14 protein-coding genes are annotated in these 13,130 nt (G+C 70.7%); 6 read left to right on the top strand and 8 right to left on the bottom strand.

The annotated features are described in order from the left end of the window. Positions 1 to 71: 71 nt before the first annotated feature. The gene (locus ASG51_RS04885; protein WP_162245233.1) at positions 72 to 743 is read left to right on the top strand and encodes a DUF2865 domain-containing protein; all 672 of its coding nucleotides are present in this window, start codon (positions 72 to 74) and stop codon (positions 741 to 743) included. Positions 744 to 829: 86 nt separating this feature from the next. Next, the gene (locus ASG51_RS04880) at positions 830 to 1,747 is read left to right on the top strand and encodes an MBL fold metallo-hydrolase (RefSeq protein ID WP_056379450.1); all 918 of its coding nucleotides are present in this window, start codon (positions 830 to 832) and stop codon (positions 1,745 to 1,747) included. A gap of 7 nt (positions 1,748 to 1,754) precedes the next feature. Here ASG51_RS04880 and ASG51_RS04875 read toward each other — a convergent pair whose 3' ends face one another. Further along, complete coding sequence (locus tag ASG51_RS04875; protein WP_056379448.1) at positions 1,755 to 2,534, bottom strand: DUF1499 domain-containing protein; 780 nt, start codon at positions 2,532 to 2,534, stop codon at positions 1,755 to 1,757. 140 nt (positions 2,535 to 2,674) lie between these two features. On the opposite strand from ASG51_RS04875, the gene ASG51_RS04870 reads away from it, so the two are divergent. Continuing rightward, positions 2,675 to 3,157 (top strand): MarR family transcriptional regulator, encoded by a 483-nt coding sequence (locus tag ASG51_RS04870; protein WP_056379446.1) that lies wholly within the window; start codon positions 2,675 to 2,677, stop codon positions 3,155 to 3,157. Here the strand turns inward: ASG51_RS04870 and ASG51_RS04865 are convergent. Both ASG51_RS04865 and ASG51_RS04860 read right to left on the bottom strand, forming a co-directional pair. Then, complete coding sequence (locus tag ASG51_RS04865) at positions 3,154 to 3,882, bottom strand: HAD-IA family hydrolase (protein WP_056379444.1); 729 nt, start codon at positions 3,880 to 3,882, stop codon at positions 3,154 to 3,156. The two genes, ASG51_RS04870 and ASG51_RS04865, sit on opposite strands and share 4 nt — an antisense overlap. Continuing rightward, complete coding sequence (locus ASG51_RS04860; protein WP_056221180.1) at positions 3,872 to 4,411, bottom strand: hypothetical protein; 540 nt, start codon at positions 4,409 to 4,411, stop codon at positions 3,872 to 3,874. The genes ASG51_RS04865 and ASG51_RS04860 overlap by 11 nt, the downstream gene beginning before the upstream one ends. A 102-nt stretch (positions 4,412 to 4,513) precedes the next feature. Between ASG51_RS04860 and ASG51_RS04855 the strand changes: the two genes are divergently transcribed. From ASG51_RS04855 to ASG51_RS04845, 3 genes are all read left to right on the top strand, one after another. Continuing rightward, positions 4,514 to 5,911, top strand: coding sequence for an aminotransferase (locus ASG51_RS04855; RefSeq protein WP_056271748.1), 1,398 nt, complete (start codon positions 4,514 to 4,516; stop codon positions 5,909 to 5,911). Between the two features lie 289 nt (positions 5,912 to 6,200). Then, on the top strand, positions 6,201 to 6,416 hold the full coding sequence (locus tag ASG51_RS04850) for a hypothetical protein (RefSeq protein WP_056379443.1): 216 nt from the start codon (positions 6,201 to 6,203) through the stop codon (positions 6,414 to 6,416). A 168-nt stretch (positions 6,417 to 6,584) separates the two neighbouring features. Then, positions 6,585 to 7,538: a metallophosphoesterase gene (locus ASG51_RS04845; RefSeq protein ID WP_056379440.1), complete on the top strand. Its 954-nt coding sequence runs from the start codon at positions 6,585 to 6,587 to the stop codon at positions 7,536 to 7,538. A 55-nt stretch (positions 7,539 to 7,593) separates the two neighbouring features. Here the strand turns inward: ASG51_RS04845 and ASG51_RS25325 are convergent, their stop codons facing one another. The 5 genes from ASG51_RS25325 to ASG51_RS04825 all read right to left on the bottom strand — a co-directional run bounded on the left by ASG51_RS25325 (position 7,594) and on the right by ASG51_RS04825 (position 13,083). Further along, complete coding sequence (locus ASG51_RS25325; RefSeq protein ID WP_277996193.1) at positions 7,594 to 7,722, bottom strand: hypothetical protein; 129 nt, start codon at positions 7,720 to 7,722, stop codon at positions 7,594 to 7,596. A 113-nt stretch (positions 7,723 to 7,835) separates the two neighbouring features. Further along, positions 7,836 to 9,368: an acyl-CoA carboxylase subunit beta gene (locus tag ASG51_RS04840; RefSeq protein WP_056221169.1), complete on the bottom strand. Its 1,533-nt coding sequence runs from the start codon at positions 9,366 to 9,368 to the stop codon at positions 7,836 to 7,838. Positions 9,369 to 9,484: 116 nt separating this feature from the next. Then, positions 9,485 to 10,279 carry an ATP12 family protein gene (locus ASG51_RS04835; protein ID WP_056379439.1) on the bottom strand — a complete coding sequence of 265 codons (795 nt, stop codon included), beginning with the start codon at positions 10,277 to 10,279 and terminating at the stop codon, positions 9,485 to 9,487. Positions 10,280 to 10,344: 65 nt separating this feature from the next. Beyond that, complete coding sequence (locus ASG51_RS04830; protein WP_056221163.1) at positions 10,345 to 11,022, bottom strand: HAD-IA family hydrolase; 678 nt, start codon at positions 11,020 to 11,022, stop codon at positions 10,345 to 10,347. Positions 11,023 to 11,652: 630 nt separating this feature from the next. After that, positions 11,653 to 13,083, bottom strand: a complete 1,431-nt coding sequence (locus ASG51_RS04825) for an RluA family pseudouridine synthase (RefSeq protein ID WP_056271736.1) — start codon at positions 13,081 to 13,083, stop codon at positions 11,653 to 11,655. Positions 13,084 to 13,130 lie beyond the last annotated feature (47 nt).

Here is a 13,130-nt window from a genome sequence, read left to right as displayed (position 1 = left end):
CCCTCGTCGAGGCGACCGCGGCCCGACCGATCCGGATCCGGCATCCCCGAGGTCCGGCCGCGAGAAACCAGGTGGCGGCTGTGCCGGCCGCCGCGCGCACCGTATTGGGGTCCCGCACCGTCTGCGTGCGATCCTGCGACGGCTACGTCTTCCCCCTCGGACGCCTCGGGGCCCGGTCCGACCTGCCGGTTCACGAGGCCGCCTGCGCGGCGGCCTGCCCGAACACGCCGACGCGTCTCTTCACCCTGGGGGCGGGGGAGACCGAATTCGACCGCGCCGTCGGTCTCGACGGACAGCCCTACCGCAGCCTCGCCGTGGCCAACCTCTATCGGACGAAACGGGTGGAGCAGTGCAGCTGTCAGCCCGAGCAGGGCGTGGCCGCGCCGCTCTCGATTCTCCAGGACATGACCGTGCGCGCCGGCGACGTCGTCGCCACCGAGGCGAGTGCGGCCGTCGTCACGCGGGCCCGTGCCGGCGGCTTCACCGTCGTCGACTTCCGCGAGGCGCGCGGCCTGTCGCGCCGCGCGCGGCGCGACATCGATGCCAAGGTCGATGTGGTCCGCCGCGAGGCCGATGCCCGAGCCCTCCGCCAGGGTGTCCGCAGAGCCGATCGGGCGCTCCGCGTCCGGGTCGCCGCGTCCGACGGCTTCGAGCCGGGGCCGCCGCCGATCGACGTCGAGCCGCGCTTCGGTGCGGTCCGGGCGCCGACCCGGGTCGTGATGGCATCGCCCTTCGTCTATTGAATCGGCGGCCGGTCGCGTGCCGCGCGTCGTCCCTCGGCCGATGGCGGCGGAGGGGCCGGTTCGATCCCACCCGCTCAGGAGCCGCTATGAGCGAGACGCAGTCCGATCCCGACCTCGACGGATCGCCGCCTCCCAGCGGCGAGACGGTCCGGCTCTCCGCCCTGGTCCGGCGGCGGATCGCACCGAACGGCGGACCGTTCACGGCGACCGGCACCTGCAGCTACCTCGTCGGCGACGAGGCCGTCGCGATCGTCGATCCAGGCCCGGCGGACGAGGGGCACATCGCGGCGCTCGTCGCGGCCTGCGCCGGGGCCCCCGTGACGGCCATCCTGGTCACCCATACCCACCGGGATCACTCGCCGGGAGCCCGGCTGCTCCAGGCGCATACGGGCGCGCCGATCCTCGGCTGCGGTCCGCACCGGGCGGCGCGCACGCTCGGCGCGGGCGAGATCCCCCATCTCGATGCCAGCGCCGACCGGGACCACGTCCCCGACCGGCAATTGCGGATGGGCGACACCGTCGCGGGGCCAGGCTGGACCCTCGAGGCCGTGGAGACCCCGGGCCACACCATGAACCACCTCGCCTTCGCCCTGCGGGAGGAAGCGGCCCTGTTCTCGGGCGACCACGTCATGGCGTGGTCGACCACCATCGTGGCGCCCCCCGATGGCGCGATGCGCGCCTACATGGAGTCCCTCGAGGCTCTGCGGGACCGTGACGAGACGATCTACTGGCCCGGCCATGGCGGACCGGTCCGCGACCCGCGCCGCTTCGTGCGCGGTCTCGCCACCCATCGCCGTCAGCGTGAGAGCGCGATCCGCGGGCGCCTGGAGGCGGGCGACCGGGATATCCGCGCCATCGTCGCGGCGATCTACCAGGGCCTGAACCCTGCCCTGCGCGGCGCGGCCGCCCTGTCGGTCTTCGCCCACCTCGAGGATCTGGTCGAGCGCGGGGTCGTGCGGAGCGACGGCCCTGCCCGGCTCGACAGCCGCTACGCACCGGTCTGACGCCCGTTCACTTCACCGCGATGGCGAGATTGGCGACTTCGTCGAGATAGGCGCGGATGCGGTCGGCGTTGCTGCCGAAGTCCCGCGTGCCGAGACGCGAAGCGGAGCGGACGTCGATGCGGGCCCCGTCCGCCCGCGGGTGGACCCGCACGGTGACGTCATCGGCGAGGTTGAGGATGGGACCGCGCGACACCGCCTCGATGCGGCCGTTCCCGATACGTCCGCCGGGGCGGATCGCCTCGACGATCTGCCAACGGCGGTTCACGGCCGCCTTGCGTGCGAGCTCGAAGGCCTCGTCGGCATCGAGGTCGAGGGTCAGCGGCGCGATCTGCGGATAGGCCGCGCGTTGCGCGGCGCGGGCGGCGGGGCCTGGATCGGGCGGATAGCGACCCTCGCGGGCAGCGAAGGCGGTGCGGGAGCGCGAGAAGGCCGGGGGATTGTCGGTGTCGGTGGTCACGTCCGCGAGCGCCGGCAGCCTCAGGGCGCGCAGGGCCGCGTAGGCCGGATAGGCCAGGACGAGGCCGGCCAGGAACAGGCCCGCCAGGGCCGCCCCGAGGCCCCGCGCGCCTTCGCGCCAGACCCGGACGAAGGCGACGAGGGCCAGGAACACCGCGACCCCCGCCAGAACGAGACCGGCGCCGAGGGTCGCCAGGGCGGGGCCCGCCTCGGCGCGCGGATCGCGCACCAGGACCAGGGCGAAGAGGCTGACGAGGAGGGCCAGCACCGCAACGGTCCGCGAGACCGGGCCGGCGCGGGTGATGGGATCTTCGTAGGGCAGACGACGCATGCTGTGACGAGATTCGCTGTCCGGACGATCCGCGGGGCCGTATGCCTGGAGCTTTACCGGTCCGCGCTCCCCGGCGCCACCCGGGCTGTGTGTCGCGAAGCTTCCGGGAGTGGCGCCGTGTCTGCTATAGCCGCCCGACGATGCCCGCGCCCCCACCCGCTCCGACCCCCGCCGAGGCTGCCGATCCTCTGCGGGTCTGGTTTCGCTTCATCCGCCTCAACCGTCGGGTGACCGCCGCGATGGCCGGGGAATTGCGCGGATTGGGATTGTCCATCCCACAATTCGATGCCCTCTCCACCCTCACCGAGCGCGAGGGCATGACGCAGCAGGACCTCGCGGCGCGGCTCTACGTCACCAAGGGCAACGTCTCCGGGCTGATCGATCGTCTCGTCGAAGCCGGCCTCGTCGAGCGTCGTCCGATCCCGGGCGACCGGCGCTCGCACGCGCTCTATCTCACCTCCGCCGGAGCGGACCTCGCCACGCGCGGCATCGTCGCGCAGAAGGCGTACGTCGCCCGCACCCTGGGGCAGTTGCCGGCCCAGGACATCGCGGATTTCGAGCGCCTCGTGCTGAAGTGGCGCGATCTGGCCCGTGAGCAGCCGGGCACCGGCGAAGCGGGCTAGAGCCCGAGCAGCGCCGGCAAATCCGCAGCCGAGTCGAGGATGTAGTCGGCGAGGGGTTCCAGCTCGTCCCGGGCGGCGGCACCCAGCGGGCCGCTGAGCACCGCGATCGCGATCGCCCCGGCCGCGCGGGCCGCGACGAGGTCGTAGGGGGAATCCCCCACCATGGCGATCCGCTTCGCCGGCACCCCGAGATGGTCGGCGAAGGCCGTGACCATTCCGGGCATCGGCTTGGCGCCGTGACCGGAATCATAGCCCACCACGAAGGCGCAGTGCGATGCGAGGCCGAGGGCGGCGCATTGGGCCCGCGCCGAAGCCTCGGCGTCGTTGGTGGCGATCCCGAGGGTGAAGCCGCCGGCCACGAGGCATGCGGCGAGGTCCGACGGTGCCCCGATCGGCGTCAGCGCCGCGAGGCCGGCCGCGCGGAACAACGCGTCCATCTCGCCATAGAGCGCCGGGCCGGCGGGCCGGTCCAGGACCTCGGCCCAGAGGGGGCCGTAGCCGGCCGAGGAGCCGGCGATGAGCGGCGAGGTCGGCGCGAAGCGCTGGCCGACCTCGTCGTAGTGGCTCACCCGCATGAGCGCATCCAGCCGTGACCGGTCGCCGCCCGACAGGTCTGACATCACCGAATAGGCGGCCGGCCCCCAGGTCCGGTCGAAATCGACGAGGGTCCCGTCCTTGTCGAACAGGATCCCGCGGATCGTGGTCCCGAGAATCTCAGGCCGCATCGCGGACCTTCTCGACCTCGATCACGACCCCCTGCGGGGTCATACGCTCGCGCGCCACCATGCGGTCGCCGGGCTCGAAGACGCCGAGGGCCACGTCGCGGTCGGGCAGCACCACGGTGGTGGTCCTGTTGAGATGGACGAGGACGTGGCGCTTCTGGGCCAGCGACGACACCGCCCAGCGTTTGAGCTGGCCGTAATAGGGCTCGCGCCGCCAGGCATTCGGCTGGCCCGGATCGACCTGCACGTTCATGTGGCGCGAGATCGGATCGAGGCTCAGCACCATCTTGGCGCGCTCGGGCTTCCATTCCGGGCCCATCCAGCCTTCGGTCATCCAGAGGCAGTGAAAGGCGCGGCAATGATCGGGCCGGGTGGCGTGGATGGCGCAGCCCCGCCCCTGCCGGGTGTGCCGGCACCATTGCCCGGCAACGGACTCCACCGCCGGGACGTCGTAGACCTTGCAGCAGAGGGTGCAGGTTCCGCAGGCGCGGCCGGGGGCGGGTTGAGCCACGATGGTGGCGGGGTCGAGCATGGGTTCGGGTCCGGTTGCGACGTCGCGCGGGTTTCTACGGCGGGCGCCCCTCGTTACAGTCTCGCACCCATGTCGGCCATCGGCCAACCGTCAGGCAAAACTATGCTCTCGAACCTCGCGACCCGCGACGTCGAAACCCTGATCCATCCCTACACCAACCTGGAGACCTTTCGCGAAACGGGGCCGCTCGTCATCGAGCGCGGCCACGGCGTGTGGGTCTACGACAGCGACGGCCGACCCTATCTCGAGGGCATGGCCGGCCTGTGGTGCACGGCGCTGGGCTATTCCAACGAGGAATTGGTGGAGGCGGCCAGCGAGCAGATGGCGCGCTTGCCCTTCACGCACCTCTTTTCGGGGCGGAGCCACGACCCGGCGATCGAATTGGCCGAGACCTTGAAGGAGCTCATGCCGGTTCCGACCTCGAAGATCTTCTTCACCTCGTCGGGTTCGGAAGCCAACGACACGCAGGTCAAGCTGACCTGGTACATGAACAATGCGCTGGGCCGACCCCGCAAGAAGAAGATCCTCTCGCACATCAAGGGCTACCACGGGGTCACGGTGGCCACGGCCTCGATGACGGGCCTGCCCGCCAACCATGCCGACTGGGACCTGCCGCTGCCGGGTTTCCTGCATGTGGGCTGCCCGCACCATTATCGCTTCGGGCAGGAGGGGGAGAGCGAAGAGGCCTTCACCACCCGCCTCGCCGCCGAGCTGGAGGCGGTGATCCTCCGCGAGGGCCCCGAGACCGTCGCGGCCTTCGTGGCCGAGCCGGTGCTCGGCGCCGGCGGGGCCATCCTCCCGCCCGTGGGCTATTACGCCAAGATCCAGGCCGTGCTCGACCGGCACGACGTGCGCTTCATCGCCGACGAGGTGATCTGCGGTTTCGGGCGGCTCGGGACCTGGTTCGGATCCGAGGCGATGGGGATGCGGCCCGACAGCCTGTCCTTCGCCAAGGCGCTCACCTCCGGCTACCTGCCGCTCGGCGGCATCTCCGTCGATGAGCCGCTCTACCGTCTGATGGTGCAGCAGAGCGCCAAGCTCGGGACCTTCGGACACGGCACCACCTATTCGGGGCACCCCGTCGCCTGCGCCGTCGCCCTCAAGACCATCGCGATCTACAAGCGCGACCGCATCGTCGAGGGGGTCGCCGAGAAGGCGCCGCAGTTCCAGGCGCGTTTGGCGGCGCTGGGCGATCACCCCCTCGTCGGGGAGGCCCGCGGCATCGGGCTCATCGGCGGCATCGAGCTCGTGGCGGACAAGGCGTCCCGCCGGCAATACGAGCCGAAGGCCGGCGTGGCGGCGCGGGTGGTCGCCTTCGCCCAGGCCGAAGGGCTGATCGTGCGGTTCCTCGCCGGGGACCGCGTCGCGGTTTGCCCGCCCCTGGTGATCGCGCCCTCCGAGATCGACACCCTGTTCGACCGCCTGACGCGAGCCCTCGACCGGACTTCGGCCTGGATCGCGGAGCAGAAGCTCGAAGCCGCTCCGCGTCCCGTGGCTTGACCAGCAAGATTGCACCGCGAAGGTATTCTTCGCAGTGCATGATGTCTTTTGCGCTGCAAGCGCGGCCCTGCTTAAGTGTTCTCGAGATGGGACGCGCGGTCGATTTGGGCTTTGGTCAAGGGATCGTGAGAGCCTTAAGCTTTCATTCAGGTTGGCGGCGGCTCTATGGTTGTCACGTCGCTCGATCGGCGTCCGGGTGAAACCAAACGGTGCCCGCGAGACGTTCATGGCTCAAGATTAGGCACAAGAACCTGACAGAGCCTGTCGAGCACAACAGGACACCCGTTACATGCACCCGCGCTCACAGACTTCAGGCACCGCTCGACGTTCCGACCGCTCCACCATCATCGTCGATCATCAGGCTGAGACGTTCCGGCCCGTCGCACTTCCGGCCCTGGCAGCGGCCGTACAGGCCGTGTCCAAGGCGCAGAAGTCGGCCCGGACGGGGCTCCTGAGCGGCACCCGCTCCTCCCGCTTCGAGCACGAGGACACGCCACTGTCCTGACGTCTCGACGGTGGGTTGCGTCGAGGGGCGCGAGTCCACCCCTGCGGTAGTCCTTCCTCAACGCCTCGGGCTTAACCGTCACGCTGAGCGCGGCACGCTCCTCGCTTTCGTCATCTTTTGTGGCGAGAGGGACGCGCCGCGTCCTTCGCGCGACCGAGGAGCCTGACCATGCTGATCCTGCCGAGCCGCCGGCAGTTCCTGACCGGGCTCGGGGCGAGTGCGGGTGTCGTCGGGTCGACGGGTGTCTACGCCTTCGGCATCGAGCCGCTCTACCGTCTCGTGGTCACGCCTTACGCCCCCGTCCTTCCGAACTGGACACCCGGCCTGTCGCTGCGCGTGGCCGTGCTGGCCGACTTCCATGTCGGCGAGCCGTTCATGCCCCTCGACCGGATCGCCGAGATCGTCGACACCACGAACGCGCTGAAGCCCGATCTCATCCTGATGCTGGGGGACTACCCGGCCGGACCGAGCGTCACCTACCGAAAGATCCCGCTGCCGGAATTCGCCCGGGTGGTGTCGGCGCTCCGCGCCCCGCTCGGGGTCTACTCGATCCTCGGCAACCACGATTGGTGGGACGACAAGCAGGCGCAGGCGCGCCGCGACGGGCCCGTGGAAGCGCAGCGGGCGCTGGAGAATGTCGGGATTCCCGTCATGGAGAACGACGCCCTGCGTCTCGTGAAGGACGGCAAGCCGTTCTGGATCGCGGGCGTCGGCGACCAGATTCCGTTCCTCTTGGAAGATGACGAGGGCGGGCGCGACGACCTGCCGGGCACGCTCGCGAAGATCACCGACTCCGCGCCCGTCCTTCTGATGATCCACGAGCCGGACCTGTTCCTCGACGTGCCGGACCGCGTGTCCCTGACCCTCGCGGGCCACACCCATGGCGGTCAGGTTCGCCTCTTCGGCTATTCGCCGGCCATTGCGGCGATCCACGGCAACAACGATTTCGCCTACGGCCATGTGGTCCGGAAAGGCCGCCAGATGATCATCTCGGGGGGGTTCGGCGTGAGCCGCATTCCGGTGCGCCTGGGGGTCCCCCCGGAGATCGTCCTGTTGAATCTCGGAAGCGCGTCCGATCCGGCGGGCAAGACCGTTCAGGGACCCGGGCTCATCCAGGGCTGACGCGTCTCGGGGACACCCCGGCGCGGGCTCGGGCCCGCACCGGTGCCCTGCGGGCCTACTTCTTGCCGGCCTTCGGTGCCGCGACCACCGTGCCCTTGGTCGAGGGCGCCGCCGCGATCGTCTTCGTCACGGGCTTCTTGGGCTTCTTCGCCTCGCGACTTCCGCGCTTCTGTTCCGTCGCCATGACCTGTCTCCTTCCGATTGTGGTTGGGGGATCATGGCAGCCTTCCGGGAATAGGCCACCGGAATGTTGCGCGACGCCGGCCCGGCGAGGCGCCGGGCCGGTGGTCCCCGCCCTCAGAGCGGGATGTTGTCGTGCTTCTTCCAGGGCTGCTCCATCTCCTTGGTGCGCAGCATGCTGAGGGCCCGGGCGACGCGCTTGCGCGTCGAGTGGGGCATGATCACCTCGTCGATGTAGCCGCGCTCGGCGGCCACGAACGGCGAGAGGAAGCGGTCCTCGTACTCGCGGGTGCGCTCGGCGATCTTCTCGGCATCGCCGATCTCGCTGCGGAAGATGATCTCCACGGCGCCCTTGGCGCCCATCACGGCGATCTGCGCGGTGGGCCAGGCGTAGTTGAGGTCGGCGCCGACGTGCTTGGACGCCATCACGTCGTAGGCCCCGCCGAAGGCCTTGCGGGTGATGATGGTCACCAGGGGCACCGTCGCCTGCGAATAGGCGAAGAGCAGCTTGGCGCCATGCTTGATCAGGCCGCCGTATTCCTGCGCGGTGCCCGGCAGGAAGCCCGGCACGTCGACGAAGGTGACGATCGGGATCGAGAACGCATCGCAGAAGCGCACGAAGCGGGCCGCCTTGCGGGAGGCGTCCGAATCGAGCACGCCGGCCAGCACCATCGGCTGGTTCGCCACGAAGCCGACGGTGCGGCCCTCGATGCGCCCGAAGCCCGTCATGATGTTGCGGGCGTAGGTCGCCTGGATCTCGAAGAAGTCGCCCTCGTCGGCCACGCGCCGGATCAGCTCGCCCATGTCGTAGGGCTTGTTCGGGTTGTCCGGGATCAGCGTGTCGAGGCTCATGTCGAGGCGCAGCGGATCGTCGAAGCTCTCGATCTCCGGCACGCCGTCGATGTTGTTGGCGGGCAGGAAGTCGACGAGACGGCGGACCTGCAGGAGCGCCTCGACGTCGTTCTCGAAGGAGCCGTCGGCGATGGAGGACTTGGTGGTGTGGACCTTGGCGCCGCCGAGCTCCTCGGCCGTCACGACTTCGTTGGTGACCGTCTTCACCACGTCGGGCCCGGTCACGAACATGTAGCTCGTGTCGCGCACCATGAAGATGAAGTCGGTCATGGCCGGCGAGTAGACGTCGCCGCCCGCGCAGGGGCCCATGATCACCGAGATCTGCGGGATGACGCCCGAGGCGGCGACGTTGCGGCGGAAGACCTCGCCGTAGCCGCCCAGCGCCGCGACGCCTTCCTGGATGCGGGCCCCACCGGCATCGAAGATGCCGATGATCGGCGCGCGCATCTTCAGCGCCATGTCCTGGACCTTGACGATCTTGGCCGCGTGCGCCTCGGACAGGGAGCCGCCGAACACCGTGAAGTCCTTCGAGAACAGGAAGACCGTGCGTCCGTTGATGGTGCCCCAGCCCGTGACCACGCCGTCGCCGGGGATCTTCTGCTTCTCCATGCCGAAATCGGTGGAGCGATGCTGGACGAACATGTCGAACTCCTCGAACGACCCGTGGTCGAGGAGGAGCTCGATGCGCTCGCGCGCGGTCAGCTTGCCGCGCTTGTGCTGGGCCACGACGCGGTTCTCGCCGCCGCCGAGGCGGGCCTGGGCGCGCCGCTCTTCCAGCTTCTCGAGAATGTCCTTCATGCGCGCTCGACCCTGGTTGGAGAAATGAGGTCGCGTCCCGCACGAACTTGAGCGGTAACCTTGGCGGTCGCGATTTGAACCGGCCTTAGCACGCGGCGCTTTCCGCGAAAATCGATTTAACGGCTCAAGTGTGCCAGCCGGGCCGCGGCCTCGAACTCGGCTTGCCGAAGGGCGTGACGCGCCTCAGCCTCCGCGTCACGGCCCCAGACGCTCGCCTGATAGGTCTCGTCCACATGGGCCGCCGCCCAGGCTTCGGCCGGACTGGCCTGCCCGCGCAGCACTGCGAGGGCGAGGACGAGCGATCCGGTCAGCGTCGTCAACGTGTGAAGGGCGGCCAACCGGAACGGGCCTTCGGTTTCGCCGATCGCCCGGCGCAGCGCCACCACGGTGGTATCCGGCTGGGTGACGTGCATGACGCCTTCGCCGAGGATGAAGCGGGCGCCGAGATCGCTGTGCGCCCAGTCGAGGATCGGGTCCCAGGCCTCGGCCTGGGCGCGCACGAGACGCTCCGGATCGCCGGCGCGGTAGGCCAGCAGGTCGGTGCCCGCATAGGCCGAGAGGTCGTCCACCACGGCCTCGCGGCGCGGCGCGACCCCGTCGATGGCGGTGTTGGCGAGGCGCGTCAGCGGCATGGTGGCGGGGTCGATGACCGCGACCTGCGCCGCCCATTCGGCCGCCACGGCCTCCGCGAGGGCGCGCGTCGGCAGGGCGAGAGGATTGCGGGCCGGCGTGTTCGCCGGGCGCCCGTCGAGGGTCAACCGGAAGCCGTCGCCGTGCGCGGCGAGGCCCGCCTCTCCGTAGAACCGTTTCGGCAGGGCGGGCTTGCCGGGGCCGCGTGCCGCACGGGTCGGATCGGGCTGGGTGGGGTGTTCAGGCTCGCCGAGCCAATCGGGTTTGGGATCGTCGCTCATGGTCCTGCAGATAGGGCATCGCGGCGCGGGCTGCGAGACACGGCGTCTCGCGTCTGGCGCCGGGGTCAGGCCTGGGCCGCCGCCCGTGCGCGCGGATCCCCGGAGAAGAGGGCCCCGAGATCATCCGCGGTGTCGACGACGATGGAGGCGCCGGCACCGAACAGCGCCCCGACGGGATGGTAGCCCCAGGCCACGCCTACGGCCGCGGCACCGGCACTGACCGCCATCGTCATGTCGTAGGTGGTGTCGCCGATCATCACGGTGGCGTCCGGCGCAGCCCCGGTCTCCGCCATGGCCTGGAGCAGCATGGCGGGGTCGGGCTTGGAGGGCGCGTCGTCGGCGCTCTGGGTCGTGGCGAACCATCCCCGCCAGCCATGGGTCTCGATCAGGCGATCGACCCCGCGCCGCGCTTTTCCGGTGGCGATCCCGAGTTGCACGTCGTCGCGGGCGTGGAGGCGTGTGAGCAGCGCTTCCATGCCTGGGAACAAGGGCTCCTCGTAGTTCGGGTCGAGGCGCAGGATGTTGAAGGCGCGCTTGTAGCTCTCGGATAACCCCTCGATCGGGCCGTCGTCACCGACGAGGCGCCGGAAGGCCTGCGGCAGGGACAACCCCACCACCGAGAGCGAGTCCGTACGGCTCGGCGCCGTGAGGCCATGCTCGGCAAAGGCCATGCCCTGCGCGGCCACGATGAGGTGCTGGCTGTCGACGAGGGTTCCGTCGACGTCGAAGACGATGAGCTTCACGGATTCGGGCTCGTGCTGCGAACGGCGTTCCTCACGGCTGCCGCGGGCCCTGGGTCTGACCGTTCCGGGGGCGATCGTAGCCGAGCTTGCACCGGACGAGGAACCGGCGCCGGGCTCCGCCGCGCAGGCCGCGCGTGTGCGAGATCCGGTTGCAGGCGGCGTAGGACCGCCGCCGGGGCCGGCCGACCTGTGCCGCGCCACGCCCTCCGGCCGTACCGACCGCCTGACTGGCTCCCGCCGGCCGTGATCCCTGCCCCTGTGCGCCCGGTCCCTGAGGCGGGACGGCCGGTGCCGCTTGTGGCTGCGGTCCTGAATTCTGCGGCGTCGCCGGCGTCTGCGGCTGTGCCCGTGTCTGGGTCTGGGCCGGTGGAGTCGCCTGCGCCGTCGCGGCGGTGCTGAGCGTGCTGCCCGCGCCGATCGCCGCGAGTGCCAGGAGTGCGAAGCCGATCGCCGGCGTCAGGATCGTGTCTCGATGCATCGTGGCGCGACGGTCCTTGGCCGGTGGCAACGCGCCCGCCGGGATGGATGGGGAGGATAAGGCATGGCGGGCGCTTGCCAAGGTGCAACCGTGGCGCCCTCCCGCCTCGTCCTCCGGCGAGGTGCCGCACCTCCCGAGAGCGTGAGGGGGCGTCAGGCTTCCGGCGCCTCCACGATGGGATCGTAGCGGGATGCGTCGAACCCGAGCAGGTTCCAGCTCTGCGCCATATGCGGCGGAAGCGGGGCCGTGACGTCCACGGGCTGTCCCGTCCGGGGATGCGGGATCACGATCCGTCGCGCGAGGAGATGCAGCCGATTCTGGATGCCGCCGGGCAGCTCCCAGTTCTCGATGCTGAAGTATTTCGGGTCGCCCACGATGGGATGCCCGATATGGGCGGCGTGCGCGCGCAACTGATGGGTGCGCCCGGTCACCGGCTTCAGCGACAGCCACGACAGCTTCTGGGCCGCGTTGTCGACCATGGCGTAATACGTCAGGGCGTGCGCGGCGCCCTCGTCGCCGTGCTTGGCCACCCGCATGCGCGCATCCGCGTCCGTGGGCTCCTCCTTGGCGAGGTAGGTCGAGATCCGGCCCTGCGCCACCCGCGGCACGCCGGCGGTGAGGGCCCAGTAGACCTTCCGGGCCGAGCGCGAACGGAAGCTCTTGGCCAGGGTCGCGGCGGCCAGCCGCGTCTTGGCCACGATGAGGCAACCCGCGGTGTCCTTGTCGAGGCGGTGGACGAGGCGCGGCTTCTGCCCGTCCTTGCCCGTCAGTGCCTCCAGGAGGCCATCCACGTGCCGCACGGTGCCGGAGCCGCCCTGGACCGCAAGGCCGAAGGGCTTGTTCAGGATCATCATCTCGGCATCCTCGTAGAGGATGAGCGAGCGGATGAAGTCGGCGTCCGTGGCGTCCTTCGCGGCCGAGCGGGGACGCTCGCCCTGGGCCTCGAGCTTGAGCGGCGGCACGCGCACACTCATGCCCGGATCGAGCCGATCGTTGGGCTTGGCGCGTTTGCCGTCGACCCGGAGCTCGCCCTTGCGCACGATGCTCTGGACGCGCGTGAAGGGAAGCTGGGGAAAACGCGTGGTCAGGAAGCGGTCGATCCGCATCCCGGCCTCGTCCTCCTCCACCGTGAGGGTCTGGACGCCGGAGGCCAGGGTGGCGGAGGCGGCCGCGCGCTGCTCGCGCCGGGTCGGTCCCTCCGGCGCCGGTGCGGTCTCACGCGAGGCCGCGCCCGGGCGACGCGCCGGCGCGGGACCGGCCGGCGCCGGTCGCTCGGCGCGGGTGCGCGGCGCCCGCCGGGGGGCTTCGGTCACGGTCTCGAAGCCGTCCTGGGGGCCGGCCTCGCGGTCGCTCGCCTCCTGGCCGGGGCGCCAGGGGGCGTGCTTGGCCGCGGCATCGCCGCGCCCTTGCGCCGCGCGCTGGGCGGCATCGAGGGCGCTGGTGCGCGGCCCCGTGCGCTCGCGGTCCGGCCGCCGGAAGGCACCCGGTTTGCCCGGCCGGGGGGAGCGGCCGGGCGGTGCGCCGCGGCCCGTGCCGGCGCCCTTGCGCCCGGAGCCGCCGCGTGAAGGTGGTCGTGTGGTCATGGCCTGCTCGTAACACCCACGGGCGCCACGACAAAGGGCACACGGAG

The organism is Methylobacterium sp. Leaf465 (genome assembly GCF_001424705.1).
Taxonomy (GTDB): Bacteria; Pseudomonadota; Alphaproteobacteria; order Rhizobiales; family Beijerinckiaceae; genus Methylobacterium.
The sequence above is the reverse complement of the archived record's forward strand: the minus strand, read 5'-3'. Positions and strand labels throughout refer to the sequence as shown.

What these genes read in the sequence shown, in the direction of transcription:
- ASG51_RS04880 (WP_056379450.1), top strand. Translation starts at nt 830, where the DNA reads ATGAGCGAGACGCAGTCCGATCCCGACCTCGACGGATCGCCGCCTCCC.
- ASG51_RS04875 (WP_056379448.1), bottom strand. Translation starts at nt 2,534, where the DNA reads ATGCGTCGTCTGCCCTACGAAGATCCCATCACCCGCGCCGGCCCGGTC.
- ASG51_RS04870 (WP_056379446.1), top strand. Translation starts at nt 2,675, where the DNA reads ATGCCCGCGCCCCCACCCGCTCCGACCCCCGCCGAGGCTGCCGATCCT.
- ASG51_RS04865 (WP_056379444.1), bottom strand. Translation starts at nt 3,882, where the DNA reads ATGCGGCCTGAGATTCTCGGGACCACGATCCGCGGGATCCTGTTCGAC.
- ASG51_RS04860 (WP_056221180.1), bottom strand. Translation starts at nt 4,411, where the DNA reads ATGCTCGACCCCGCCACCATCGTGGCTCAACCCGCCCCCGGCCGCGCC.
- ASG51_RS04855 (WP_056271748.1), top strand. Translation starts at nt 4,514, where the DNA reads ATGCTCTCGAACCTCGCGACCCGCGACGTCGAAACCCTGATCCATCCC.
- ASG51_RS04850 (WP_056379443.1), top strand. Translation starts at nt 6,201, where the DNA reads ATGCACCCGCGCTCACAGACTTCAGGCACCGCTCGACGTTCCGACCGC.
- ASG51_RS04845 (WP_056379440.1), top strand. Translation starts at nt 6,585, where the DNA reads ATGCTGATCCTGCCGAGCCGCCGGCAGTTCCTGACCGGGCTCGGGGCG.
- ASG51_RS25325 (WP_277996193.1), bottom strand. Translation starts at nt 7,722, where the DNA reads ATGGCGACGGAACAGAAGCGCGGAAGTCGCGAGGCGAAGAAGCCCAAG.
- ASG51_RS04840 (WP_056221169.1), bottom strand. Translation starts at nt 9,368, where the DNA reads ATGAAGGACATTCTCGAGAAGCTGGAAGAGCGGCGCGCCCAGGCCCGC.
- ASG51_RS04835 (WP_056379439.1), bottom strand. Translation starts at nt 10,279, where the DNA reads ATGAGCGACGATCCCAAACCCGATTGGCTCGGCGAGCCTGAACACCCC.
- ASG51_RS04825 (WP_056271736.1), bottom strand. Translation starts at nt 13,083, where the DNA reads ATGACCACACGACCACCTTCACGCGGCGGCTCCGGGCGCAAGGGCGCC.